Source organism: Rhizobacter sp. SG703 (assembly GCF_012275445.1).
GTDB lineage: Bacteria > Pseudomonadota > Gammaproteobacteria > Burkholderiales > Burkholderiaceae_C > Rhizobacter.
Window position 1 is genome coordinate 373,604 of the sequence record NZ_JAAZQK010000004.1, and the last position, 23,813, is coordinate 397,416.

The 23,813-nt window shown below is 69.0% G+C and carries 24 protein-coding genes; 8 read left to right on the forward strand and 16 right to left on the reverse strand.

Annotation, left to right across the window (positions count from 1 at the left end; all coding sequences use genetic code 11):
• Positions 1-29: 29 nt before the first annotated feature.
• The 6 genes from FHT26_RS09915 to FHT26_RS09940 all read right to left on the reverse strand — a co-directional run bounded on the left by FHT26_RS09915 (position 30) and on the right by FHT26_RS09940 (position 4,656).
• Complete coding sequence (locus FHT26_RS09915) at positions 30-623, reverse strand: RNA polymerase sigma factor (protein ID WP_168559966.1); 594 nt, start codon at positions 621-623, stop codon at positions 30-32.
• Between the two features lie 140 nt (positions 624-763).
• On the reverse strand, positions 764-1,279 hold the full coding sequence (locus FHT26_RS09920; RefSeq protein WP_168559967.1) for a type III secretion system chaperone: 516 nt from the start codon (positions 1,277-1,279) through the stop codon (positions 764-766).
• Between the two features lie 50 nt (positions 1,280-1,329).
• The gene (locus FHT26_RS09925) at positions 1,330-3,045 is read right to left on the reverse strand and encodes a hypothetical protein (protein WP_168559968.1); all 1,716 of its coding nucleotides are present in this window, start codon (positions 3,043-3,045) and stop codon (positions 1,330-1,332) included.
• Between the two features lie 36 nt (positions 3,046-3,081).
• Positions 3,082-3,564: a type III secretion system chaperone gene (locus tag FHT26_RS09930; RefSeq protein WP_168559969.1), complete on the reverse strand. Its 483-nt coding sequence runs from the start codon at positions 3,562-3,564 to the stop codon at positions 3,082-3,084.
• A 58-nt stretch (positions 3,565-3,622) separates the two neighbouring features.
• Positions 3,623-3,946, reverse strand: coding sequence for a hypothetical protein (locus tag FHT26_RS09935; protein ID WP_168559970.1), 324 nt, complete (start codon positions 3,944-3,946; stop codon positions 3,623-3,625).
• A gap of 128 nt (positions 3,947-4,074) precedes the next feature.
• Positions 4,075-4,656, reverse strand: coding sequence for an ECF-type sigma factor (locus tag FHT26_RS09940; protein ID WP_168559971.1), 582 nt, complete (start codon positions 4,654-4,656; stop codon positions 4,075-4,077).
• Positions 4,657-5,038: 382 nt separating this feature from the next.
• Here FHT26_RS09940 and FHT26_RS09945 point away from each other — a divergent pair, with 382 nt between their 5' ends.
• Entirely contained in the window at positions 5,039-6,220 is a 1,182-nt protein-coding gene (locus FHT26_RS09945; protein WP_168559972.1) for a serine/threonine-protein kinase, read from the forward strand.
• Here FHT26_RS09945 and FHT26_RS09950 read toward each other — a convergent pair.
• The 8 genes from FHT26_RS09950 to FHT26_RS09985 all read right to left on the reverse strand — a co-directional run bounded on the left by FHT26_RS09950 (position 6,168) and on the right by FHT26_RS09985 (position 12,388).
• Complete coding sequence (locus FHT26_RS09950) at positions 6,168-6,674, reverse strand: tetratricopeptide repeat protein (protein WP_168559973.1); 507 nt, start codon at positions 6,672-6,674, stop codon at positions 6,168-6,170. The two genes, FHT26_RS09945 and FHT26_RS09950, sit on opposite strands and share 53 nt — an antisense overlap.
• Positions 6,671-7,138, reverse strand: a complete 468-nt coding sequence (locus tag FHT26_RS09955; protein ID WP_168559974.1) for a hypothetical protein — start codon at positions 7,136-7,138, stop codon at positions 6,671-6,673. The genes FHT26_RS09950 and FHT26_RS09955 overlap by 4 nt, the downstream gene beginning before the upstream one ends.
• A gap of 15 nt (positions 7,139-7,153) precedes the next feature.
• Positions 7,154-8,209: a hypothetical protein gene (locus tag FHT26_RS09960; RefSeq protein ID WP_168559975.1), complete on the reverse strand. Its 1,056-nt coding sequence runs from the start codon at positions 8,207-8,209 to the stop codon at positions 7,154-7,156.
• A gap of 69 nt (positions 8,210-8,278) precedes the next feature.
• Positions 8,279-9,457, reverse strand: coding sequence for a hypothetical protein (locus tag FHT26_RS09965; protein ID WP_168559976.1), 1,179 nt, complete (start codon positions 9,455-9,457; stop codon positions 8,279-8,281).
• 76 nt (positions 9,458-9,533) lie between these two features.
• Positions 9,534-10,031, reverse strand: a complete 498-nt coding sequence (locus tag FHT26_RS09970; protein ID WP_168559977.1) for a hypothetical protein — start codon at positions 10,029-10,031, stop codon at positions 9,534-9,536.
• Positions 10,032-10,048: 17 nt separating this feature from the next.
• Positions 10,049-10,609 carry a hypothetical protein gene (locus FHT26_RS09975; RefSeq protein ID WP_168559978.1) on the reverse strand — a complete coding sequence of 187 codons (561 nt, stop codon included), beginning with the start codon at positions 10,607-10,609 and terminating at the stop codon, positions 10,049-10,051.
• A gap of 9 nt (positions 10,610-10,618) precedes the next feature.
• Positions 10,619-12,025, reverse strand: coding sequence for a hypothetical protein (locus FHT26_RS09980; RefSeq protein ID WP_168559979.1), 1,407 nt, complete (start codon positions 12,023-12,025; stop codon positions 10,619-10,621).
• A 27-nt stretch (positions 12,026-12,052) separates the two neighbouring features.
• Positions 12,053-12,388 (reverse strand): hypothetical protein, encoded by a 336-nt coding sequence (locus FHT26_RS09985; protein ID WP_168559980.1) that lies wholly within the window; start codon positions 12,386-12,388, stop codon positions 12,053-12,055.
• Between the two features lie 120 nt (positions 12,389-12,508).
• Between FHT26_RS09985 and FHT26_RS09990 the strand changes: the two genes are divergently transcribed.
• From FHT26_RS09990 to FHT26_RS10020, 7 genes are read left to right on the forward strand one after another with little or no spacing between them, the layout of a single operon-like run.
• Positions 12,509-14,152, forward strand: coding sequence for a hypothetical protein (locus FHT26_RS09990; RefSeq protein ID WP_168559981.1), 1,644 nt, complete (start codon positions 12,509-12,511; stop codon positions 14,150-14,152).
• A 12-nt stretch (positions 14,153-14,164) separates the two neighbouring features.
• Positions 14,165-14,548: a CesT family type III secretion system chaperone gene (locus tag FHT26_RS09995; protein ID WP_168559982.1), complete on the forward strand. Its 384-nt coding sequence runs from the start codon at positions 14,165-14,167 to the stop codon at positions 14,546-14,548.
• Positions 14,549-14,557: 9 nt separating this feature from the next.
• Entirely contained in the window at positions 14,558-14,962 is a 405-nt protein-coding gene (gene sctX, locus FHT26_RS10000; protein WP_168559983.1) for a type III secretion apparatus assembly protein SctX, read from the forward strand.
• 5 nt (positions 14,963-14,967) lie between these two features.
• Complete coding sequence (gene sctY / locus FHT26_RS10005) at positions 14,968-15,339, forward strand: type III secretion apparatus assembly chaperone SctY (protein WP_168559984.1); 372 nt, start codon at positions 14,968-14,970, stop codon at positions 15,337-15,339.
• 4 nt (positions 15,340-15,343) lie between these two features.
• Positions 15,344-17,449, forward strand: a complete 2,106-nt coding sequence (gene sctV / locus FHT26_RS10010) for a type III secretion system export apparatus subunit SctV (RefSeq protein WP_168559985.1) — start codon at positions 15,344-15,346, stop codon at positions 17,447-17,449.
• Positions 17,446-18,951, forward strand: coding sequence for a type III secretion system inner membrane ring subunit SctD (sctD, locus tag FHT26_RS10015; RefSeq protein WP_168559986.1), 1,506 nt, complete (start codon positions 17,446-17,448; stop codon positions 18,949-18,951). The genes sctV and sctD overlap by 4 nt, the downstream gene beginning before the upstream one ends.
• Positions 18,952-18,953: 2 nt before the next feature.
• A complete protein-coding gene (locus FHT26_RS10020; RefSeq protein ID WP_168559987.1) occupies positions 18,954-19,250 on the forward strand; it encodes an EscE/YscE/SsaE family type III secretion system needle protein co-chaperone in 297 nt (98 codons plus the stop codon).
• A 10-nt stretch (positions 19,251-19,260) separates the two neighbouring features.
• Here FHT26_RS10020 and FHT26_RS10025 read toward each other — a convergent pair whose 3' ends face one another.
• Positions 19,261-21,441 carry a winged helix-turn-helix domain-containing protein gene (locus FHT26_RS10025; RefSeq protein ID WP_168559988.1) on the reverse strand — a complete coding sequence of 727 codons (2,181 nt, stop codon included), beginning with the start codon at positions 21,439-21,441 and terminating at the stop codon, positions 19,261-19,263.
• Positions 21,441-23,684 carry a winged helix-turn-helix domain-containing protein gene (locus FHT26_RS10030; protein WP_168559989.1) on the reverse strand — a complete coding sequence of 748 codons (2,244 nt, stop codon included), beginning with the start codon at positions 23,682-23,684 and terminating at the stop codon, positions 21,441-21,443. Before FHT26_RS10030 ends, FHT26_RS10025 begins: the two co-directional genes overlap by 1 nt.
• Between the last annotated feature and the right edge of the window lie 129 nt (positions 23,685-23,813).

The window sequence follows — 23,813 nt, forward strand, 5'->3', positions numbered from 1 at the left end:
TGCATCACGCAGCGGGCCGCTCCCGGCGATCAGAAGCGGGTGTCGACCCCGCCCGCGGTGAGGTGCTCCTTCAGCAGCGCGCGAGCGCGCGAGAGCCGGCTGCGCACGGTGCCGACCGGCACGCTCAGGATGGCGGCGGCGTCCTCGTACGACAGCTCGTCGACGGCCACCAGCATCAGCACTTCCTGCATGGCCTGCGGCAACTCGGCCATCGATTCGACGAGGCGGCGCATGGTCTGCTGCCGGCTGAGCAGCTCGCTCGGGTCGGAATCGCCCGACGGCATCTCGTCGAGTTCCTCGGTGCCGACATGCACGTGGTTGCGGCGCGGCGAGCGGCTCAGCCAGTTCTTCACCAGGTTCAGCGCGATGCCGTACAGCCAGGTCGACAGCTCCGATTCGCCGCGGAAGCGCTCGATGGTGCGCGCCGCCTCGACGAACGCCTGTTGGGCGATGTCTTCGGCGTCGTTCGGGTGGCCGATGTGGCGCAGCACGAAGCGGTAGAGGCGAGGCTGGTGGTCGGCCACGAGCTTGCGGAACAGCTTGTCGCGCGCGGGTCGATCCCAGCGTTGCGCCGCATCGGCTTCGATCAAGGCCAGGGCGGGAAGGCAGGCGGGCTCAGTCATGTCGGGTTACGCAGCAAATCGCAGCGAACTGGCTCATGCCGTTGCAGGGAGCTCGAGATCCGCGACGACATGCGGCGGCGCGCCTCGGACGGAGGCGGCCATCTAAACGGGCGGAAAGGGGCGAGCCGGAGAGCGCGGGCTCAGCGCCCGGCGAGGTGCTCCACCGGCATGGCCGGCAGCGGCGCGCCCGCCAGCAGCGAGGCGGCCTGGAGGTCGTCGGACGGCACGGTGGGGCGCGTGTCGGTGTCGCCGGCGACGAAGCGCGTCCACTCGAGCGTGGTGGCATGGAAGTGCAGCAGCGCCTTCTGCAGGTCCTGCAACAGCAGCGCATCGGCGGACAGCTGCAGCATCAGCATCAGCTCGCCACCCGCGCCGCCGAGGCCGACGGTCACGCCGCCACGCGACATGCCGGCCCCGCTGTACGCGAGCGCCGACGTGTAGAGCAGCGGCTCGCGCCCGAGCGGCGCAGCGCCGAGCAGGCTGCTGAGCAGCAGGCGCGAGGGCGCGTCGTCCCATTCGACCAGCACCTCGGACTCGTCTTCCATCACGACGGCCCAGGAGCCGTCTTCACCGTTGAAGCTGACCTCGCGGACCTGGTCGGTGGCGGGGCCGAGGGATTGCACGACGTGGGTCACGGAGGCGGGGATGGGGGTCATGGTGGCGTCGGGTCGGTGGATGGGGAGACGAGGAAGGGCGCAGGGGACAACTACCTGTAGCAGCGGCCCAGATCGGTCCTCATGAGGACCATCAGGTCGGAATCACTTCTATTCGCGTACTTGCCATTGGGTCTGTCGAATTTCTGGTGAAGTGCAAGCAGCTTCTCTCGGAGCTCCGTCCATGAGAAGCGCTCGTTCGGGCCGTTCGGCTTGGCATCTGGGTTCGCAAGGAGGGCTGCAATTCCGAGTTGAATCTTCGATGCAACGATGGTTGGCGGAATCTGCGCGCCGGACGGTTGGCACTGCCTGGTTACCCACCAATCCTCGAGTTCATCGACTTGTTTCTGCATTTGGAGCCTCAAGGTGGCTTCGTAGATCTCCTCGGCAAGTTTGTTGGGGTAGCCAAGCAGATTCCTTAAGTCTTTCACCGCTCGATCCAGCCGCTGATACGTCACAACCGTGTTCGGTGCCAGGACCTTTTTCAGCGACTCAACTTCGCGCCTCAACCGCGGGGACAGCGCGTCCAATGGCAGTTTTTTCACTTCGTCGCGCAAGACATTCATAGCGAACCCCGACGGCTCCTTCTCGACAGCGTTGCGGCCGAGGATCAGCCGGCGTATCAACTCATCGCGCTGGCGAATCTGATCGGGCGTCGGCGTGTCGGCTGCCTTCACCGCCGGAGCACCAACACTCGCGTACCCCGGCCAAGCCTGCACCTCCTTGTACAGCGCTCGTATCTCGTGGTAATTGGCGCCCTGATTCTTGATGAGGGAGGTCAACTTGGCGGTCAGGTTGTCACCCAGCGGGCTCGCGGAGGTTGACGGCGCCTTGGCTGCGCCTGACGAGGGCGGGATCTGCAATTTCTTGAACTCGGACTCCAGCTGCTTGCGATCGGGGGCGCTGATCGTCGTGCGCGAACCATCCTTTTGATGCGTCGACAGAATGCCCAACACCCGCTCGTGCGTTGTCTTGCGCAACCCCTTCGAACCCACCAGCACAGCAGGAAGCCAGGTGCCGTACGGAGTCGGCGGAACAGACTTCTCTTCGAAGCCCGTCACCCTCGCGAGCTGGGCTGTCTGCCGGCCGAGAGACTCCCACAGGGTGTGCATCGATGGGATGTGGTCGCCGCCCTGGCATTCCGCCTGCCAATCATCCAGGGCGCGTGTCAATTCCTCGCGCGCCTCCGTCAGACACGAACTCAGATCGCGTTGGGCATCAGAGCGATTGGTGCTGACTTCGATGTTGTTCAATTGCGTTTCCAGCTCTTTGATGGCCGTAGCGAAAAGCGTGGTCATTTGCAACTTGCAATCCGAAATCTTTGCCGAACTGTGACGCTTATCGAGCCTTTCCGCCGCCTTTTGAAGGCCCTGCTTGACACCGCCGAAATTCTTGAAGACAGCATTTCTGGCAGCCTTGTCCAGGGCGCTCGGCCGCATGGACTTGCGGACCGCATCCATCAGTTTTTCAGACTGGACGTACCCTCCCTCCTTCTTCGCTTTGTCGAGGTAATCCAGCACCTTCGTCTTCATCCGGCAATCCGGCTCCTTGGAGATGGCCTTCTTCATCGCCTCGCGATATCTCTGGGCTGCACTGAGTCGCTGCGTGTTGACGAGCCCTGCAAGCCCTGTGAGATCGTCCGGATTCACACCCGCGACGTAATTGGGCTTGCCTAGGAGAACCTTGTTGGGACCGTGGTAGTGCCTGGCCGCGAACTCCAGACCGCTCTTGCTGAACAAGTCGCCGGTTACATAGCGTGGTGTTTTCATGACATCACGGTCTCAAGAGAAGGCGGTCCGCCACGCTCAGGCCAATTGCTGGAAGGGTGACGCCGAATCAGCGCCATCGGCGACATCGGTCGCATCGTTCGCCGCCGACTGGTTCGCGACGAACACCGACCACATGCGCACCGACGCCGCGAAATCCGACAGTGCAGCGCTGAGCTGCGGCAGCGTCAGGTTGTCGGTGTACAGGTCGAGCAACAGCACCAGTTCGGAAGACGCCTCGCGCATCGCGAGGCGGATGCCGCCGTTCTCGCGCATCAGCGCGTTGTACGAGAGCGAAGCCTCCAGCAGCATCTGCCGGTAGTCGCCCGGCAGGCGACCGAGCACCGTCGTCAACAGCAGGCGCGACGGCTGGTCGTGCCATTGCGCCAGCCAGGTGGTGCCATCGCGCGTGCGCATCGACCACGACGCGCCGTCGGGCCTCGCCCTCAGCTGCACGGTGCGCGGCTTGCTGGCGTCGAGTTCGCTGAGCAAGGTGCTCAGGCGTTCGGGGGCACGGCTCATGAGGAAGACCTTTCAATGGCGGGTGTGGGTGGTACGCAGGTTTCGTCGGGGAAGCGGCTCATGACGCGCCGTCCGGCGGGCCCAGGAAGGTGTTGGCCACCTTCTCGGCGACGTGAAGGCACGCGGCGCCGATGTTGATTTCATTGACAAGCCAGCCCTCTTGTTCGACGTCGAGCGGCGCGTCGGGGACCAAGCCCAGCTGGTCGACGTAGGCCTGCGCCAGGGCCCTCGATTCCAAGGTGTCGAGCACCGAGCCGTTCGTTCTCACCACGTCCTGCGGCACCTCCTGCAGTACCTCCGCAACCTCGTCAGCCGGCCCTGTAGCGGGCGCTTTCGGGTAAGGGTGGCTCTGGGCTTTCGAGGTGATCGGAGAAGTGGCCATGACGGCGATCCGGGAGTCGCGGCGCGACCCGAAGGACCGCACCGCCAAAGGTTGTGGACCTCGCTTGAGTAACACCCGGCAGCAAAAGGTTCACCGCCGACGACCGGCGCGGAACGCCACGCCCCGGGTCAATCGTTCAGGCGGCGGCGCAGCCACAGCTTCGCGGTCAGCCAGTCGCGCTTGACGGTGGCCGGCGAGACCGCCATCACCTCGGCCGTCTCCTCGATCGACAGGCCGCCGAAGAAGCGCAGGTCGACGATCTGCGCCTGCCGCTCGTCGAAGCCGCGCAGTTCGAGCAGGGCCTGGTCCAGCGCCAGCACGTCGACCCCCGGGGCTTCGGCCGCCACCGGCAGCTCGTCGTCGATCTGCTCGTGCACGAGCCCGCCGCCGCGCTTTTCGGCCTTGCGGCTCATCGCGTGGTTGATCAGCACCCGGCGCATCATCTGCGACGCGAGCGCGACGAAGTGGCCGGTGTCCATCACCGGATTGCTCTGGTCGATCAGGCGCAGGAAGGCTTCGTGCACCAGTGCCGTCGCCTGCAAGGTGTGCCCGGGGTTCTCGCGCATCAGGAAGTGCCTCGCCAGGCGCCGCAGCTGCGGATAGGCACTGGACAGCAGTTCGTGCCGGTCCTGCCCTGCAGGCGCCATCGGGTTGCCGATGCCGTGGCGGTGGACGGAAAGATCGGAGTCGAGAGAGGCTGGAGGCGTCATGGTCGTCCTTGGGGGTAGAGGGACTGCGCGGGGGACTGCGCGGCCGTGCCACAGCGGAGCTTCGACTGCCGGCTCGTGACGACTGTGAAGGGCTGCAGCGCGCGCTGCACCGATTCTGTGGAGGTGACTTGCAGCAAGCGTGCATGGCATCTGCACGGCTGCTGCACATTTGCCCTCCGTCGATGCACAGCATTGGCAATTGATGCCTGCTCGTTGACATTGGCGTTGCGGCATATCTGTCGGAAGGGGGGCCGTAGATCGCCTGCGTCACCGATCCATCAGCGCCTCGTCATTCGCGCATCGAACCGCCTGCGCATGCTGCGCGCTCGGTGCCAGGCGCAAAACGTCAGGCCGATTCCTTTTTTGCGTCGGGTGATCCTCCTTGCAATCCCTCCACTGGCATCGCGTCAAGCTGGTCGTCGAACAGGCGCTCGGTTGCCCTCGCGCCGCGCGGGCGGCGTTCGTCGCGCAGGCCTGCGGCGACGATGACGGGGTACGCACCGAAGTCGAATCGCTGCTCGAGATGGCCGATGACGACGACTTCCTCGAGACCCCCGCCAGCCTGCCGCCCGCGCCCGCGCTCCCCGAGCGCATCGGCCAACGTTTCGGCGCCTATCGCCTGGAGCGGCAACTCGGGCGCGGCGGCATGGGCGAGGTGTACCTGGCGGCGCGCGATGACGAGCTGCTACCCGCGCGGCGCGAGCAGGTGGTGCTGAAAATGCCCCGCCAGGACCTGGACACGCCCGAGATGCGCCGGCGCCTGGAGCACGAGGGCCGCCTGCTCGGCCGCCTGCACCACCCCGGCATCGCACTGCTGCGCGGCAGCGGCCGGGCCCGCACGCTGCCCTTCCTGATGCTGGAATATGTCGACGGCATCGCGATCGATGCCTGGTGCCGGCGGCATGCGATCGGCGTGCTGCAGCGGATCGACCTGGTCATCGCGCTGTGCGACGCGGTCGCCCATGCCCACGAACGCGGCGTCGTGCACCGCGACATCAAGGCTGGCAACGTGCTGGTGACCGCCGAGGGCCGGCCGAAACTGCTGGATTTCGGCATCGCGCAGCCGCTGAACGCCGACGAGATGGAACCCGGCATGCCGTCTTTCGGCAGGCAGCACGGCGTGCGCGGTGCGACGCGCGACGCCATCCGCCGCGAGGAGTCGGACAGCGCGGCCTTCACCGGCGAATGTGCCGCGCCCGAGCAGGTGCGCAACCAGCCGTCGACCACGGCGACCGACGTGCACGGCCTGGCCGGGCTGGCCTACCGGCTGCTCACCGGCCAGACGCCGCATGACAGCAGCACGCACACGACGGTGGTCGACACGATGCGGGCGATCTGCCACGAAGACCCGCTGCTCGCGAGCGTTCGCGTGCGGCGCAGCGGCTGCGCGCCCGAGCCCGGATTGTTGCCGCCCGACCGCATGGCCAGCCTGCTGCACGGCGATGTCGACGCGCTGCTCGCGGCCGCGCTGTCGCGCGACCCGCAATGCAGGCCGCGCGACGCGCTGTCGCTCAACCGGGCGTTCGTGCGCTGCCGGCGAACGGTGGCGCAGCGGCTGGCCTGAGCGAGGCCGGGCCGCCCGGCGCCCGGCCTTGCATCGCCGCGCTCTGCAGCACCTCCTGCGCAGTGATGCGCGCGTTCGCGCCCTGCGGCGCGTCGGCCACCACCCGTTCGAGCACGCGCCGCGCTTCGTCGTGCTTGCCGGCCACCAGCAGGCTCATGCCCAGGAAGAGCCGGATGTCGTGGTCGTCGTCGGGCACCTTCGCGAGCGCTTCGTCGCGCAGCAGGCGCACCGCCTCGTCGGCGCGGCGCATCGCGATCCGGGTCATCGCGATGCCCACGTACGGACAGGCGCTGGTCGGCGCGAGCACGCGAAGCCCCGAGAAGATCGCATCGGCCCGGGCGGGGTCGGCAGCCATCGCGGCCAGGAAGCCGATGTCGGCGAGCAGGCGCATGTCGTCCTTCGCGAGCACGCCCGACGACGACTCGGGGGCCGGCGGCGTCGTGGAGGCCCTCACGGCAGCGCCTTCGCCGCCGGCACCGCAGGCGCCGCGGGACGCGCCGGCGGCCGGCCGCGCTCGAGGATCACCTGCGCGCGCTGCCGCAGCGGCGCCTCGAAGGTGCCGCCCTGCAAAGGGCAACGCAACGCGTCGCGTGCGCAATCGAGGGCCAGTCCCGTTTGGCCCGACAGCAGCGCGCAGTCGGCCAGGTGGACCCTCGGCTCAAGCCGCGACGGATGCAGCATCACCGCCATCTGGAAGACGGCCATCGCGTGCGCGTCCTGGCCGAGCATGCGGTACGCCAGGCCGACGGCGATCATGCAGTGCAGCGCTTTGGGCCGCAGCAGCATCGCCACCGTCAGGACCTGCAGCGCCTGCGGGTAGCGCTTCATCGTGAAAAGGCCGTGGCCGCGCGCATACAGCGCCTCGACCTCTTCGTCGCTCATCGTCGCGACGGACACGGCGGCAGCTGGGTTCGACATGGCGTTTCCTTTCGTTCAATAGCCGCCCGCCGGGCCCTTGGACACCAGCGGAATCGCGCTCTTGAGCAGTTCGATGATCGAAGTGATGAGCTCGAGGGCCGCACGGTAGGCGTCGTCGCCGGACTGCTTGACCGTCGATGCCACGCCTTCGTTGCTCTTCGCGTACTGTGCATCCGCCTCGGCGATCTTGGAATCGAGCGTGGCGTCGCTCGCACCCAGGTTCCCGCCGGCGGAGACCATCGTGGCGCCCTTCGCCAGCGACGTGATCGCGTTCGAGAAAGCGCCGAGTGCGGACGACCGGGTCTGCAGTCCGGCCACGGTTTCTTTCTGCCGGTCGACAAGCTGCTGCTGGTTTTCGAAGGCGACTTTCTTCGCGTCGAAATCGGCCTGTGCCTTTTTCACAGCCGACTTCCCGTTCGCGACCTTCAGCGCCTCGTCCGCCTTGCCGAATTCGTCACGCTTCGTCCGCAGATCGACCTCCATGACGGCCAGCGCTCGCTGCTCACTCGCCTCCGTCTTCGCCAGCGACGCCGACCGGCTCGCGTAGGTGACGCTGACGACCGAGATGACGCTCGTCACGGCGCCTTCGACCATCGTCGTGATGGCCTGCATCATCGTCGCGTCATGCTGGCTGTTCGCCGAGGCGACGCTCTGTTCATACGACGCCTTCATCGCGGTGAGCTGCTCGGCCAGTCCGAACAGGCGGTCACTGCTGGCGTTCTCCAGGTATTCCTTCGCGGCGTCGATCACCACCTTCATGAACTCCGCCACCACGAAGGCGCACTGGCCCACCAGCGAGCTGAGCGAGGCCACCACGTCGTTGAGCGAAGCGCCGGAGTCGGTCGTCGGCGGCTCCATGTACTTGCCCATCTCGAGCGCGTACTCGAGGAATTCGCAGGTCTGCCGCATCGCCGGATCCAGCGATGCGTCCGTCAGCGCGGTCTCGATGCCGTCGATGGCGGCCTGCTTGCTCACCTCGAACGACTTCTCGTCGCCGGCGTTGTTCACCGCGGTGACCAACTTGACAACATTGGAGGGCAATACCAGACCGCTTCCGTACATGGTGGACATCGTGGAATCCTTTCGTGGGGGGTGACTTGATCGAGATGGGGTCGCGTTGGGATCGCGACGGATGGGGCTTCAACCGAGCATCGCGCTCGGCCGGTCTGCCCGGTTGAGCAGGCGCAGCAGGTCGTCGGTGAGGTTCATGCCGTCGTCCATGGCCTTCATGTTCCGCTCGAACGCGTCGCAGTAAGCCTGCGCCTGGCTGGACAACTGGCTCGACAGCGATGTCATGAATTCCTTCATTGCCGTCGCGAGATCCGACACCAGGGTCAGGTCGCCCTGCACCTTCTGCAGGTGGCCGTCGACGATCGTCAGCGACGCATCGCTCAGCGTCGTGACCGTCTCCGCCACCCGCGCGCCCTGCTCCAGCCCGACGTGCGCGCCCTTCAGCTGGGCCATCGCCTGCTCGATGCCGGCCTTCGCGTCCTTGACCAGCGAGCGGATCTGGCGGTAGCCGGCGCCGCTGGCAGCCATCATCGCCAGCGTGATGGTGATGTTCAGCGCCATCGTCCAGCCTTGCTCCCACTTGGAGATCTTCTCGTCGGACCAGTCCTCGAGATGACCGTTCTTCCTCAGATGCTCCGTGAGCGCGGTGACCATGCCGCCGATCGTGACGTCCTTGTTGCGCATCGTGCCGTCCGCATTCGCCACCTGCACGCCGTTGGCGGCGTAGACCGTCGTGGCCAGCTGGCCCGCCGCGATCGCGACACCGACGACGGCGGCGACGCCCGCGGCGATCAGCGCTCCACCGGTCAGCGGCGAGACCAGCACGCACAGCGAGAGGATCACGGCGGCGATCAACGCGGTGGACGAACGCCCGATGGTGACCTGCCTGCTCTTGCCCTGCGTGGCTTCGCATTCCTTCATCGCGTCCATCGCCTTGCGCAGCGAGTCGCCGCGTTTCTCGTCGCAGGCCTTGCGCTCGTCGAAGCTGGCCTTGGCCTGCTCCAGGTTGTTGCTGATGGCGCCGGCATAGCCCTCGGACACCTGCGCGCTGAGCTCGGCGATCGCGGTGGCGAAGTCGTAGATCGGCCGCGGCAGCGTCGGTACGCCGCCGTCCCGGTCGATGTAGAGGTACTGATCGTCGTCATCGCCGCCGATCCGCACCGAGCCATCGAACGTGAAGCCCATCGCCGCCGCGAGGATCTGCTGTACGTCGGCCAGGCTGGTGCCGAAGCGGTCGACCGCCAAGGTCGAGATCGTCCAGCTCCCCGGATTGCCGGAGGGCGTTGACGTGACGTTGTTCTTTCCCATGGAAACCTCGCTTTCTGCTTGGCAAAACTTCTGCGCGGCAAAACTCTGCCCGGTGAATTCCTGCCGGCCGGAATCTTCAGGACGCCTGCGGTGCGCCCCGGGCCGGCGCGGCCTGGAGCAACCCGATCAGCCCGCGCACACGCGGCCCGAAATGGGCATGCCTCGGGAATGACTCGACGTGGCCGAGTGCGAAGCCGAGCTTCTCGAGCGCGTCATCACGCTGGCCGAGCGACAACAGGCACTCTGCCCAATGCAGCAGCGGCTGCGGATCGGTCATGTCGAGCATCGTCGCGAGCGCGTAGTGCTGCATCGCGGCGCCGGGCTGCTGCTGCATCTGCTTGCAGGCGCCCATGCCCTTCTGGAAGCGCGGGTCGTAGGGGTCGAGCGTGACCAGGATCGCGAACAGGCGCAACGCGTCGTCATGGCGCGCCTGCCCGTACAGGTGGTGCGCCACGCTGTACATCGGCTCGATGGCTGCCACCGACCACCCGCTCAGGCGCTGGGCCGCGGCCAGGTAGTCGTCGGCGGATTCGAACAGCGGGGCGGGCGGGGTACAGGACAAGGCGGTCGGCATGGCGTGCTCCATGGTCTCTACTTGATGTCGGCGATGAGCGAGTGGCAGATGTCCGCGGCGGTCTTCAGGAAGTCGGCTCCCAGCTCCGTGGCCTTCGACCACTGCTCGATCCTCGACTGGGCCTGCGTCTCCAGCGTCTTGATGTCTGCCGATATGGTGTCGCCGGAGGTTCCGAGACCGATGAGCCACTGGTCGTAGACGCCTTGCTGCACCTTGTAGGGCTTGCCACTGTCCTGCTTGGTGTAGTCGGCGGTCTTGACCACGACGCCGTAATACGCGAGCTTCGCGATCAGCGCCTTCGACTCTGCCTCCGTCGTGCCGAGTTCGCTCGATGTGCCCTGCGATGCAGCCTTCGTGGCGTCGTCCTCGTCGGTGGACGGACGGTAGCCGCGCAGCGTGGCGGAAAAGGTGTTGAGCGCGCTGAGCTTCTCCGTCTGGTCGTCGACGCGGTCGCTCAACTGCTGCATCGAGGTCGCCAGCCCGCTGCAGCAGTTCAACATCGTGACGCCGACGTTGTGCGCGACGTTGTCGGTGTCGTTCGTGGTCAGGAACGTTGCATAGGATTGGATGGTCGTCATGGGGGCTCCTCAGACTTTGCGCGCCATGCTCGTCTTCGCGTCGTTCACGGCCGACATCAATTTCCCCACCAGCTCGCAGGTGTTCTGAAACGTCTTCAGCTGCTCGGACAAGCGGGCGCTTTCGGTGGAAAGGGTCGTGGTCAGCACACCGCTGCTCTTGTCGAGAGCGGCCAGCTTGTCCTCGAACCATGTTTCCCAGGTGGAATGGTGTTCGCCGATGCCGGTGAAGGCTTTCGCCTCGGCACCGGTGTAGACGGTGAGGCCATGACCCAGAAAGGCCGTCACCGGGTCGCCGCTGGCGATGCCGGCCTTCAACGCCGCCTGGAAGTCGGCGTAGTCGGGTGAGTCCACATCGAAGGCGGCCTCCGCCCAGCCGAACCCGATCTGGTAGATCGACGTGCCGTCGCTCCACAACCGGGTGTTGCTGCCCGAGAAGGTGAAGTCGGTTCCGTAGTTTTTCATCAGGATCGATGACGGATCCGTGCCCGCAGGGACAACCAGGTACTTCGAGTCGCCGTAGGGGTAGAGGTCGAACTTGCCTCCGGAAGCGACGTCCTTGGCATCGTCGGTCGGCACGAGTTTCCTGCTCACGCCCAGCGAGTCGATGACCGTGCCGCCCCACCGCTTCGCCGAGCTCAAGGAAATCCCCTTGACGACAGAAGCCTTGTCGACCGCGTAGAAGCCGTCGGTGTCGCTGTCATAGACGCCCAGCGGGGACTCGGCGTTGTCGGTCAGCTGCACCAGTTGGGTCGGCGCAGAAGCCGGGTCGAAGGTCGGGAGCGACCAGCTCCTCTCGAGGTCGGTCAGGTCGAAGCTCAATGCCCTTGAGCCTATCCAGTAGGTATCGCTCACGTCCGATGCCGGAATCCCCTGGGCCATCAGCCATTCGGTGAACTTCGTCGCGGCACCCGCCGTCAGCGGCCAGTCCACCGTCGATCCGCTGGCCGTGGACTGGGTCAGCGCGTCGAGCAACGCCGTGGCCGAATCCACCTGCGCCTGCATCGTCGCCTTGCGCGATGCAATGACCGTGGGATCAATCGTCGACGGGATGTTCGACGCCGGCGGATCTTCCGGAAGACCGGAAGCGATGTCGGCCGTGAACAGCGCGATCAACTGGTTCTGGCTGGTGGCATTTTCCGGCCACTTGGCCCTCATGATTTTTTCGCGCAACTGCCATACCTGGTCCGACAGGTTGTTCAGGTCCTGCTGGTCGATGACCGCCTGGTACTCGCTCTGGGCCGCATTCAGCGCCTGCTCGGTCACCGCCGCCGCATAGCAGGCATACAGGAGCGGCTTGTTGACGGCACTGACGAGGTTCATCAACTCGTCGTAGCTCAAGGCCGCCTGCTGCGGCGTGATGACGCCCAGCGTGACCAGCTGTTGCCGTGCCGAGACGGGAAGGTAGACGGCTGCCATGGGGGTCCTTGGTGAAGGTGGAACTGCTCAGACCATGCTGCGCGGCCGGCGCGACTTGCCGTCGTTCGACGGCTTCACCTCGAAGCGCTTGCGCAGCCGCTGCTCGGTGCCGTCGATCGCCGACAGCACCTTGTCGTACTCTTCCCGCAACCGCGCTGCGCCACCGGGGCCGTACCTGCGCTGCAGACCAACCGCCACCGCGCGGTAGTCGAGGCCCAGGGCCTCGAAACGGCGGCGCCCCTCCTGCAGCGCGCGGTCGATGTCGGCCACCAGCTTGCGGCCCGCTGCCACGGCCTCGACGCGGGCTTGCTGTTTGGATGAATGCGCCTGCGCGGCGCGGCGCGGGTCGGGGTGCATGGCCATGGCGATCTCCTCGAACGAAACGGATTGAAGGTTGCGTGCTGAGTGCCGCTGCCGCGATTCCAGTTCCATCCCGCATTCAAAAAGGGCCACCCGTCCCGGCCTCCTGACAGGACGACGTCGATGGAACCGATGTGCAGACATCGGCACTCAGTCATCGACCCGCACTCATCCGTGCGGAGTCGCCCCCTGCAGGCAGAGGCATCGCGAGACATGAAGAATCACGTCACCCAAACGGTCCCGACGTCCACCAGCCACGGCACGGGCGCGGCACGCGGAAGAATCACCATCGGCGCCCACCGCGCGGAGATCCTGACCTGGGACGCCGGCGACGATTCGCCGCCACCCGGTGACGCCGCCGCCCCGCCATTCACCGCGGGCACCCGCCCCGCACTCTCTTCGCTCGCGCCCTCTTCGCTCGCGCCCTCTTCACTCACACCCTCTTCGCGCGCCATCGCATCGCCTGCGCCGCACGCCCGGAGCGCCACGTCGCCAGCCACGCTGCAGCCGCGCATCGCCTTGCTGACCCCGCCCCCCTCGGCGGCCGGGTTGCACACGAGCACGCCGACCGGCGCCGAGCTGCACGCTCGCCAGATCGCCGTCCAGTTCATGCGCACCGGCCGCCTGCCTCGCCACGGCCAGGCACTCGACCGCGAGACCGCGACGCAGCACTACCTGGCGCTGCGCACGATCAAGGTGGCCCTGCGCGAGAGCGACGACAACAAGCACCCGCGGCACAACGCGCTGGCGCAGCTGATTCCGCTGGCCTCGCAGAAGCCGGGCAAGCGGCTTCCGGTCACCGCGCGCTCGTTGTCCAGGCGGTTGCGCCGCGCCCATGCACGCGACCCCGCCGAGCTGGAAGACATGCTCGAACCGATCTTCGGGCGCGAAGGCCTGCCCGAAGGCCTGCTCGACCTGATCGCCGATTCGAACGATTCGGACAACGGCGAGGAGCTGACCGAGCTGCTGGCGGACGCCTGCGACCTGCCAGGCCTGTCAACGCATCGCCGGCGCCTGCTCGAGTTGGCGGACGATGCCGAGCACGACCTGCTCGACCAGAACCGGCACCGGATCTTCGCGTCGCTGAACACCCAGCCGCAGGCGAGCGAGACCTCCGATCCGACCAGCTTCCAGGACGCCTACTGCGAACTGGTTCACGGCGACCTCGGCTTCTGCGGCACCTTCAGGAAGATCGTTGAGCTGTTTGGCGCCGAGAACCTGCGTTCCACGCTGAAGACCCTGTGGGCCGCGCTCGGCGATGACATGCGCGGCCTGTCGGTTGCGTCATCCCACCACTCCCGCGAATACCTCGCCGCGCTGCATTCCTTCGTGACCGCCATGTCCAACCTGTCGCAGATCACCGTCGTGCTCGATCACTTCACCGGTTTCCTTGACTTCATGACCCGCCGCGGAACCCCCACGAACGCCGCCGTCCTGCTGACGGGATGGCCCGACCTGTTCGAGCCCGGCACGCCGTCGGCCTTCAGGTTCCAGAACCTGTGCGATGCGCTCGACCTCGCGCGCGGCGAGCAACGCGCCATCCTGCTCAACGAGCTGGGCAGCATCTTCCGCACGCTGCCCGACAGCGCCTTCCGAGATGCCGCCCAGGAGAGCGACCTGCTGCGCCGGGCCCAGCTCGTCGATGCGGCGGTGTCGGCCCAGGAAGGCGAGCAAGAGTTCGACGACCCCCTCCACTACACGCTGTCGCCCCACGAACAGAAGCTGCAGGGCCAGCCGGTCGCTGCGCCGGGCGCCGCCGTTCACTGACGCCCGCACGCCATGGACTGGATCCGCCAAGCCATCTCCGAATTCGGCCGCTCCGTGGGCCTGCCCGGGCTCGAGCTGTCGGCCGGCGGCCGGCTCAAGCTCACGCTCGGCAGCGGCGGGCAGGTCGGCATGGTGCACCTGGGCGACCTCGACACGCCGGTGCTGGTGTTCTACCGCAGCTGCGCGCTGGCGTACCAGGCCGGCGCCCAGCTGCGCCGCGCGCTGCGCCTGACGGACTTCCGCCACGGCGCGCCGTGGCCGCTGCAGGCGGCCATCAACAGCGGCGAGCTGTTCCTGGCATTGCGCCTGCCGGAGCGGCGCGTCACCGCGGCGGCGCTCGACGAAGCGATGGGCACGCTCGCCCGCCTGCACCTCGAACTGCAGCAGACCCGCTGACCGACCGCCATGGCGACCGACGTCAGCACCGCCCTCTCGATTGCCCCACGGCGCACCGGCTCCGGGCTGGAGCGGATCGTCCGCGGCGCACCTGCGGAGTCGAGCTACGGCTGGACCGAGAACCTGTCGCCATCGGAGTTGCAGGCGATCTCGGTGCTCGACCAGCTGTTCGAGATGCCGGACATCGGCGACTTCATCCTGCAGTCGCTGCTGGTCCCGCTGGACGACGCCTCGCTGCTGCAGCCGCAGCATTTCGCGAAGGCACTGTCGACGGCCGTCCCGCAGCTGCGCGCCGCTGCCGATGCCGACCCGTCGCTCGCGCTCGAGCTCGGCCGCTGCGCCGGCGTCATGAGTCACGTGGAGGACATGTGCGAGACGCTGCGCCTCTACACCACCGCGCTGCTGCAAGGCTGATGACGATGCCTCATGCCACCACCCCGTCACCCGCGCTGGCGCACTGCCCCGCCGACCTGATGCGCCTGCTCGGCCACCTGTACCTGCGCCATGGGCATTCGGCCCACGCGGCGGTGCTGTTCGACGCCTTGCACAAGCTCGACCCGCTCGACGCGCTGGCAGCGCGCTCCCTCGCGTACAGCCGCCTGCAGGAAGGCCGACCCGAAGAAGCGCTGGCCCCGCTGCAGCGCCTGCTCGACCACGGCGACGGCCATGCCGTGACCCACGTGCTGCACGCCCAGGCGCTGCTGGCGCTGGGCCGCACGGCCGACTCCGCCCGCGCGATGCGCGCCTACGTCGCCGCGCGCGCCGTCCCGACCCACCCCGAAAGGCCCTGACCCGATGGATGCCTTGCTGCAGCGCACCCAGCGCATCGTGATGGCGGTCGCGAACCGCAACGACCTGGTGCTGGCCGCGCTGATCGTCTGCATCATCTTCATGATGATCCTGCCGCTGCCGATCTGGCTGGTCGACGCGCTGATCGCGGTGAACATGTGCCTGTCGGCGATCCTGCTGATGCTGGCGATGTACCTGCCGAGCCCGCTCGCGTTCTCGTCGTTTCCGTCGGTGCTGCTGGTCACCACGCTGTTCCGCATGGCCATCAGCATCGCGACGACGCGGCTGATCCTGCTGAACGGCGACGCCGGCCACATCATCCAGACCTTCGGCCACTTCGTCGTCGGCGGCAACCTGGTGGTCGGCCTGGTGGTGTTCCTGATCCTGACGATCGTGCAGTTCGTCGTGATCACGAAGGGCGCCGAGCGGGTCGCCGAGGTCGGCGCGCGCTTCTCGCTGGACGCGATGCCGGGCAAGCAGATGTCGATCGACGGCGACCTGCGTGCCGGCACCATCGACATGGCCGAGGCGCGCCGGCGCCGTTCGGTGGTCGAGAAGGAAAGCCAGCTGTACGGCGCGATGGACGGCGCGATGAAGTTCGTCAAGGGCGACGCGATCGCCGGGCTGATCATCGTCGGCGTCAACCTGCTGGGCGGCATCCTGATCGGCACGCTGCAGCGCGGCATGAGCGCGGCCAAGTCGGTGCAGGTCTACTCGATCCTGACCATCGGCGACGGCCTGATCGCGCAGATCCCGGCGCTGTTCATCTCGATCTGCGCCGGCATGATCGTCACCCGCGTGACCACCGGCGAAGGCGGGCCGAGCAACATCGGCAAGGACATCGGCGCGCAGTTGCTGTCGCAGCCGAAGGCGCTCGCGATCGGCACCGTCGTGATGATCGGCTTCGGCTGCATTCCCGGCATGCCGACGGCCACCTTCCTCGGGCTGGGTTCGCTGGTGGGGATGGTCGCCTACACGCTGTCGCGCGGCGAGCGCCGCGTCGTCGACGAGAAGACCGGCCAGGTCACCACCGTCAGCGCGATGGAGGCGAGCGGCCGTGCCGGCGCCGAGAGAGCCACCGACACCAAGGAAGGCTTCACGCCGGCCGTGCCGCTGATGCTCGACGTGCACGCCGGCCTCGAATCGGCCTTCTCGGCGGCGCTGCTGAACGAGGAGCTGGTGAAGATCCGCAAGGCGCTGTACTTCGACCTCGGCGTGGTGTTCCCCGGCATCCAGCTGCGCTACAACGACCGGTTGCCGTCGCAGACCTACACCATCATGATCTCCGAGGTGCCGGTGTCGCAGGGCCGGCTGCGCCCCGAACACCTGCTGGTGCGCGAGCGGCCGGCCAACCTGACGGCGCTGTCGGTACCGTTCGAGGCCGACAAGAAGTTCCTGCCGCACCTGGCCACGATCTGGACGCCGGCCGAGTTCGCCGAGCCGCTGCGGCGCGCCGGCATCTCGTTCATGACGCCGACGCAGATGCTCGGCTACCACATCGCGTTCGTGCTGAAGAAGTACTCGGCCGATTTCGTCGGCATCCAGGAAGCGCGCGCGCTGGTCGCCGAACTGGAGCAGCGCTTCCCCGACCTCGCGAAGGAGCTGCAGCGCGTGCTGCCGATCCACAAGATCGCCGAGATCCTGCAGCGCCTGGCCTCCGAAGAGGTGTCGATCCGCAACCTGCGCGCCGTCAGCGAGGCGCTGATCGAATGGGGCCAGAAGGAGAAGGATTCGGTGCTGCTGACCGAGTACGTGCGCGTCGCGCTGAAGCGCCACATCAGCCACAAGCATTCGAGCGGCCAGAACCTGCTGCCGGCCTACCTGCTCGCGCCACCGGTCGAAGACGCGGTGCGCAGCGCGATCCGCCAGACCTCGGCCGGCTCCTACCTGGCGCTCGACCCCAAGCTGTCGAAGCAGATCGTCGAGGCGGTCAAGACCACTGTCGGCGACCTGTCGACGAGCCCGCAGCGGCCGGTGCTGCTGACCTCGATGGACATCCGCCGCTACGTGCGCAAGATGATCGAGGCCGAGCTGTATGAGTTGCCGGTGGTCTCGTACCAGGAGCTGACGCCCGAGATCAACATCCAGCCGCTCGCGCGGGTCGAGATATGAGCGAGGCCGCCGTACCGACCGGGCCGGTCGAGCCCGCCCGCGCGACACCGCCGGAGCATCCGCACGAGCTGCGCGTGCTGCTCGGCGCGCAGGCCGGCAGCCGGCTGCCGCTGCGCGACGGGGAGTACACGCTCGGCAGCAGCGACGACGGCTCGATCATCCTGGTCGGCCCGCGCATTGCCGGGCTGCACGCGACGCTGCTGGTCGACGGCGACACGGTGCAGGTGCGGCCCGAAGCCGGTCGCGTGCTCGACGCGCAGGGGCGTGAACTGACCCATGCGCTGCCGCTGGCGCCGGGCATGCCGATCGAACTCGACGGCGTGTGGATCACCGTCGACCGTGGCGAAGCGGCCTGGCCCGAGGTGCGCGACCTCGCCGCCCCGGCCGCGCCGGCGACGGACGCAGTGGCCGCGGGGGTGCCGGCAGCGGCCGCGGGCGAGCCACCCGAACGCGATGCCGCCCCAGCCGCGGCGGACACATCGGCGGCCCGCGGCTGGCGCCGGCACCTGTCGCAGCGGACCGGCGTGGCACTGATCGTCGCGGCCGTGCTGTCGATGATCGTCGCGGGCGCAGCCGCGTGGTGGCATGGCGACACCGCGATCGCGGAGGTGGCGGCCGCCGCGTCGGCGCCCGCGGCCACGGCCAGCGGTGTGCCGCAGCAGGCCGAAGCCGCTTCGGCCGCCTCTTCGGCGGCGTCCGCCGCCGAGGCCGGGCCGCCGGCCGCACTGGTCGAACTGCTGCGGCGGCTCGCGCTCGACGACGTGCTGACGCTGACGAAGCAGCCGGACGATGCCTGGCGCATCGCCGGCTACGTGCCGACCGCGGCCGTCAAGGCCGAGCTGGTGAAGTCGCTGAAGCAGATGAAGGACACGGCGCCCGGGACGCCCGAAGCACCCGAAACGCAGCTGCAGGTGTTCGCCCAGGACGAGCTGGCCGTCGCCGCGCAGGAGGCGCTGATCGCCGCCGACCTGCCGGCCGGCCTGCGCTTCGCGCCGGCATCGGCCGGCGGCACGCTGAAGCTCGGCGGCGGTGCGCGCTCCGAGGCGGTGGCCGACGCCGCCGCGCTGGTGGCCATCCGCCGCGTGCCGGGGCTGCACCAGCTGGAGTCCGAGGTGCTGCTGCCCGACGCGCTGCTGGCGCGCCTGAAGGACGAGATCACGGCGGCCGGCTTGAACCGCCGCATCGCGTTCACGCGCGAAGTCCCCGAGGTCGTGCTCAGCGGCAAGCTGGTGGGCGACGACCTGGCCCGGTGGCAGGCGCTGTACCAGAAGTTCCGCGCCGACTGGGGCGAGGCCTTGCCGATCCAGGCCAACGTCGACGGCACGCCGCCGGTGCTGCCGTTCGTCGTGCAGGCGGTGGTCGGCGGCCCCTCTCCGTACCTGGTCACCGAAGACGGCACGCGCGTGATCCGCGGCGGCCGCATCGCCGGGCGCACGCTGACGGCGATCCAGAACGGCGAGCTGGTGTTCGAAGGCGGCGAACGCGTGCGCTACACGAGGTAATGATGAATCCGAGACACCCCCCCGCCAGCACCCACACTTACACGACCGAACTGGAAGCGCAGCTGGGCCGCGACGAGAACGGCAGCGTGCGCGCCGCGCTGCGCACCCGCCTGCTCGCACTGCAGGACTCGCTGACCTCGCAGTTGCGGCGGCCGCATCCGGTGGATCGCTACCGCCAGCTCGATGCGGCGTTGCGAGCCACCCAGGCGGCGCTGGAGACGCTGCGCTGCGTCCACGTTCCCCGTCCGGACGGCAGCTTTGCCGGTCCGCCCTCCCACCTCGCGTTCCGGCGCGATTGATTGCAGTACTTCAAAGGAGAACGACTTGGCAGATACCATCACCAGCTTCACTCAGAACATGTCGGAAATCGTCACCTCCGTGACCGACGAGATGGGCACCTCGGCCGCCGCCCTGTCGAGCGGCGACGTCAGCCCCTCCAGCCTGATCACCCTCATGGGCGCCACCGCCAAATTCACGATGGCGCTCGAAGCCTGCTCCGGCATCCAGAAGGCGTTCGGAGACGCCTGCATCACTCCCGCGCGCAAGATGACCTGACCGGGCCGCCACCAGCCGGCCCGCCGGAGACTGCTCGAGCCACGTGCCCAGCGCCGCCACCCTCGTGGCGGCCTGCGTCGCGCGGCCCGCGTCCAGGTCGATCCAGGCGGCGGCGAGCGCGGCCATCGCGTGGGCATGGGAACGTCCCCCGCGCGCGAGCAGGGCCTCGAGTCGCCGCAACGCGATCGCGGGGTCGGCGTGCAACGCATGTTCGCAGCACGCCACCGCGAGCTCGAGCCAGGGCATGAGGCGTGCATCGAGGCAGCCGGTGCGCGCGGCGACCAAGGGCCTGCACAGCGCCTGCACCGCATCGAAGCGGCGCGCGGCGAGCAGCACCTGCAGCCGATCCCGCATGCAGATCGCGGCCAGCAACGGATGCCGGCGGCTGACGTGCCGCGCCTGCGCGATGCAGGCGAGCGCGGCGTCATGCTGGCCGGCGAGGCGCAGCAAGGTGGCGCGGCAGCACGACTCCCGGGCCACCTGCATCGCGACCGACGGGTCGTCCGCCAGCGCGTCGAGCGAGGACAGCAGTTCGCGCAGCGCGCCTGTCCGGCGCCTTGCACGCAACGCCTCGGCCAGCGCCATCGCAGCTTGGCCCTGGGCCGGCTGGGCCCCGGTGAGGCGCGCGCAGCGCAGCGCCTCGACACCGGCGGCCTCGGCTTCGCGCAGCAGGCCGAGCTGCAGACGCGCCTGCGACAGGCCGCACAGCGGCGCAGCCCGCGCGGCATCGTGCAAGGTTTGCGCCATCGTCAGGCCCATCGCGTGATGGCGCAGCGCGCCCTCCCAGTCTTCGTCGAGCGCCGCAGCCTGCCCGAGCGCGTCGCAGGCATCGCGCAGCAACAGGCGGTCGCCCGAGCGCTCGGCGTCGCGCAGCGCCTGCGCGAGCCCGTCGCGCGCGTCGTCCGCGGGACCTGCCGCGGCATCGTGCTGCCGTGCGGCACCCGCCTCGATGCGCGGCGGCGCCTGCGCGGCCTGCGGTCGGCCGAGCAGCCGCGCGATGCGCGCCTGCTCGAGCCTGACCTCGGGCGCATCGGCGCCCGCATCGCGCAGCACCTCGAGCAGGTGCTCGGCTTCCAGCAGGCTGTCGTCGCGGCCGCATCGCAGCACACGTTGCCAGGCTTCGTTCAGGAAGGCGTCGCCGAGGTCGAGCGCGGCCGCGCCTTCGGCCGGTGCGAGCCAGCGCGCCACCAGCGCGGCGGCCCGCGGCGGCAGGTCCTCGAGGTCGTCGGCCAGCACGATGCCTTGCTGCCACGGCGCGCCGTCGCGATGCAGCGCCAGGTGAAGCATGCAGCGGCCCTGCTGCTGTTCGAAGCGGCTTGCCAGCACGGCCTGCGCGCCGAGGGCCTGCGCGAGCAGCCGGGCGCAGCGCGCCGTGTCGGCTCGCGCCGCCGGCGGCACGGCCTGCAAGACCCCCAGCGCCCGCCGGACGCTGGCAATGCCGACGACCTGCAGCGTCGCCAGGCCATCGCCGATCAGCGATGCAAGCCCCAGTTCAACCCACGCGAGCTGCGGGTCGGCGCTGCGGTTGTCCACCGGCAGCACGGCCAGGCGCACCGTCGAGCCGGGTTTGCTGTGCGTCGGCCCCGCGGCGAGCGCCCGCACCGGCGCGACGAACCGGTAGCCGACGCGCGGCACCGTCTGGATCCACCCGCGCTGCGGATCGGCATCGCCCAACGCGTTGCGCAGCGACACCAGGATGCGGGCCACCACGCCCTCCGTCACGTCGCGCTCGCCCCAGCAGTGCGCGATCAGTTCGGCGCGCGAGACGGTGCGGCGGTGGTGCCGCACGAGGTGCAGCAGCAGGTCGAACGCGAGTGGCCTCAGGTGCACCGGCAGGCCGGCGCGGGTCAGCGTGCGCCGCCTGCCGTCGAGTTCGAGATCGGCAAAACGCCACGACGTGGCGTCGGCCGGCGCGCGGGGTTCGCTGTTCGGCATCACGCCGATGCGGTGTCGCGCAGCCCCTGCATCGCCGGCGACGGCAGCGGCCCTCGCTCCCTGCGTGCCCCTCGGTCGCACGCCAGGTCGTGCAGGCTCGGCAGCCCATGCGACTCGCTGTCGTGAAGGACCGCCCGACCGGTGTCGACCAGCGACTGCCAGGCCGCCTGCACCCGCAGCGCCGGCACGTACCCGCTTGCCAGCGCCGCCTGCATGAAGGGCCCCGCCTCGCCGAGCAGCGCGTGGGCCGCAGCGCGGTCGCCGGCCTTCAGGTGCAGCCAGACGGCATCGAGCCGCGCATCGGCCCGCGCGATCGACGGCCCTTGCGCACCGAGGCTGTCGTGCAACAGTGCGAGCGCGGACCGCTGGGAACCCTCGGCATGCGCCACCAGCGCGCGCAGGTGCAGGCTCGATCCGAGCATCGCGCGCTGCAGGCGGCCGGCGGCGCGGGCGCGCAGTTCTTCGCACCGGTCGAACGCCTCGTCGAGCCGGCCGAGCCGCACCAGCAGGCGGGTGCGCAGCACCGCTGCGTGGTAGCCGAAGCTCTGGCTGTGCGCCATGCCGTGCCCGGCCCGGTCGAGCGCCGCAACCGCCTGCCGCAGCAGCCCGCGGCGCCCGAGCGCGAAGGCCTCGGCCAACGCGACCGTGGCCGGCGGTGCGCCGGCGCTGCGCATGCGGGCCAGCAGGGCGTCGGCATCCTGCGGTGGGGCGTGCCGAACGCTGCACGCACCGCACAGCCCGATCGCGACCGGGTTGCCCGACCGTTCGGCATGGTCCAGCGCGCGCTGATAGTGCGCAGCGGCGTCGGCCATGCGGCCCAGGTCGAGCAGGCAGTGGCCGACGTGCGCGAGGCCATGGGCCGCCGCCGCGTTCAGGCCGTGCCGCTCGTTCAGCGGGGCCGCCGCCTCGAAGCTGGCGAGCGCGTGCGCGACATCGGCCCGGTACAGCGCCAGCCGCCCGCGCACGTCGAGCAGGCGCGCCATCGCGACCGGATCGTCGAGCCGCAGCGACAGCTGCTCGGCACGGTCGAGCATCCACGACGCGACGGCCGGCTTGTCGAGGCAGGTGAGCGTCTGCGCGCCGCACAGCAGCCACTGCAGTTCGGCATCGGCGTCGCCGGCCGCCTCGGCGATGCGCAGGCCGTCGCCGAGCAGCCGCTCGGCCTCGGCGAAGTTGCCGCGGCTGTGGTGGCAGGCCGCGAGCAGTTGCAGTGCGCGCTGCTCGCGGCCCGCGTGGCCGGCAGCGCGCGCATCGAGCCATGCGGAGTGCAGCACGCCCTCCGCGCGCGGATCGCGCTGACCAGCGAGGCAGCAGGCGTGGTCGAGTTGCAGTTCGGGGTCGTGCGGCAGCAGGTCGAGCGCGACGCGCAGCAGCCGGGCTGCGCTGCCCCAGCGTTCTTCATGCAGCGCCTTGCGCGCGCGTGCGTGCGCGGCGGCGGCGAAACGCGTGTCGGCCGACGGAACCTGCGGCAGCGCGTTGGCGAGGCGGCGGGCCCACTGCCGTGACAGCCGCACCGGATCCGATCCGTCGAGCACGCCGCTGCGCCCCGCCGATGCGGGCCCGAGCGTCGTGAAGCGCAGCGCGAAGTCGCCGGCGCGTGTCGCGTGCGAAAGCCGGGCCTGCACGATGTCGACCGGTCCGAGCGCGTTGCCGAGCGTCGCGACGACGGCGTCGAGCGGTGCTGCGGTGTCGCTGTCGGGGTCGGTGTCACTGTCGCCGAGGGCGGCAAGCAATTCGGCGACCGGCACGACGCCCTCCGCACCGATCGCGTGCACCAGTTCGTCGACCGCGGTCGCCATCAGCCCGAGCTCGATCCACGCCTGCTGCGGGTCACCGGTGTCGTTGACGAACGGCAGCACCGCGATGCGGCCCGGTGCCGCGCCGGGCGTCGCGCCATCGGCCAGCGCGGACGGCGCTGCGGCGATCACCTCGTCGACCGCCGCAACGAAACGGTAACCGACGCGGTGGACGGTCTTGATCATCGTCGGCTCGGCCGCGTCGTCGCCGATCAGCTTGCGCGCCTTCATCACGGTGCGTGCGATCACGCCGTCGGTGACGACCATGCGGCCCCACACCCCGTCGAGCAGCTCCTGTTTCGTGACGACGCGCTGCCGGTGGCGCAGCAGCAGCACCAGCACGTCGAAGACTTTCGGCTCGGCATGCAGGCGGTGGCCGGCATGCGTCAACTGGCGGGTCGCCGGATCGACCTCGTTCTCGCCGAACCGGTACTGCGGGGTGTTCAAGGACGCTGCACTCGCTGGGGGTCACATGACAAGGCACGGGACACCGGCGAGAGAGTTCATCCATCCGTACCGGCCCCAACGGCGGTTGTAGCGAACGATCGTCGAGAAACTGTGGATTTGCCGCCCGCG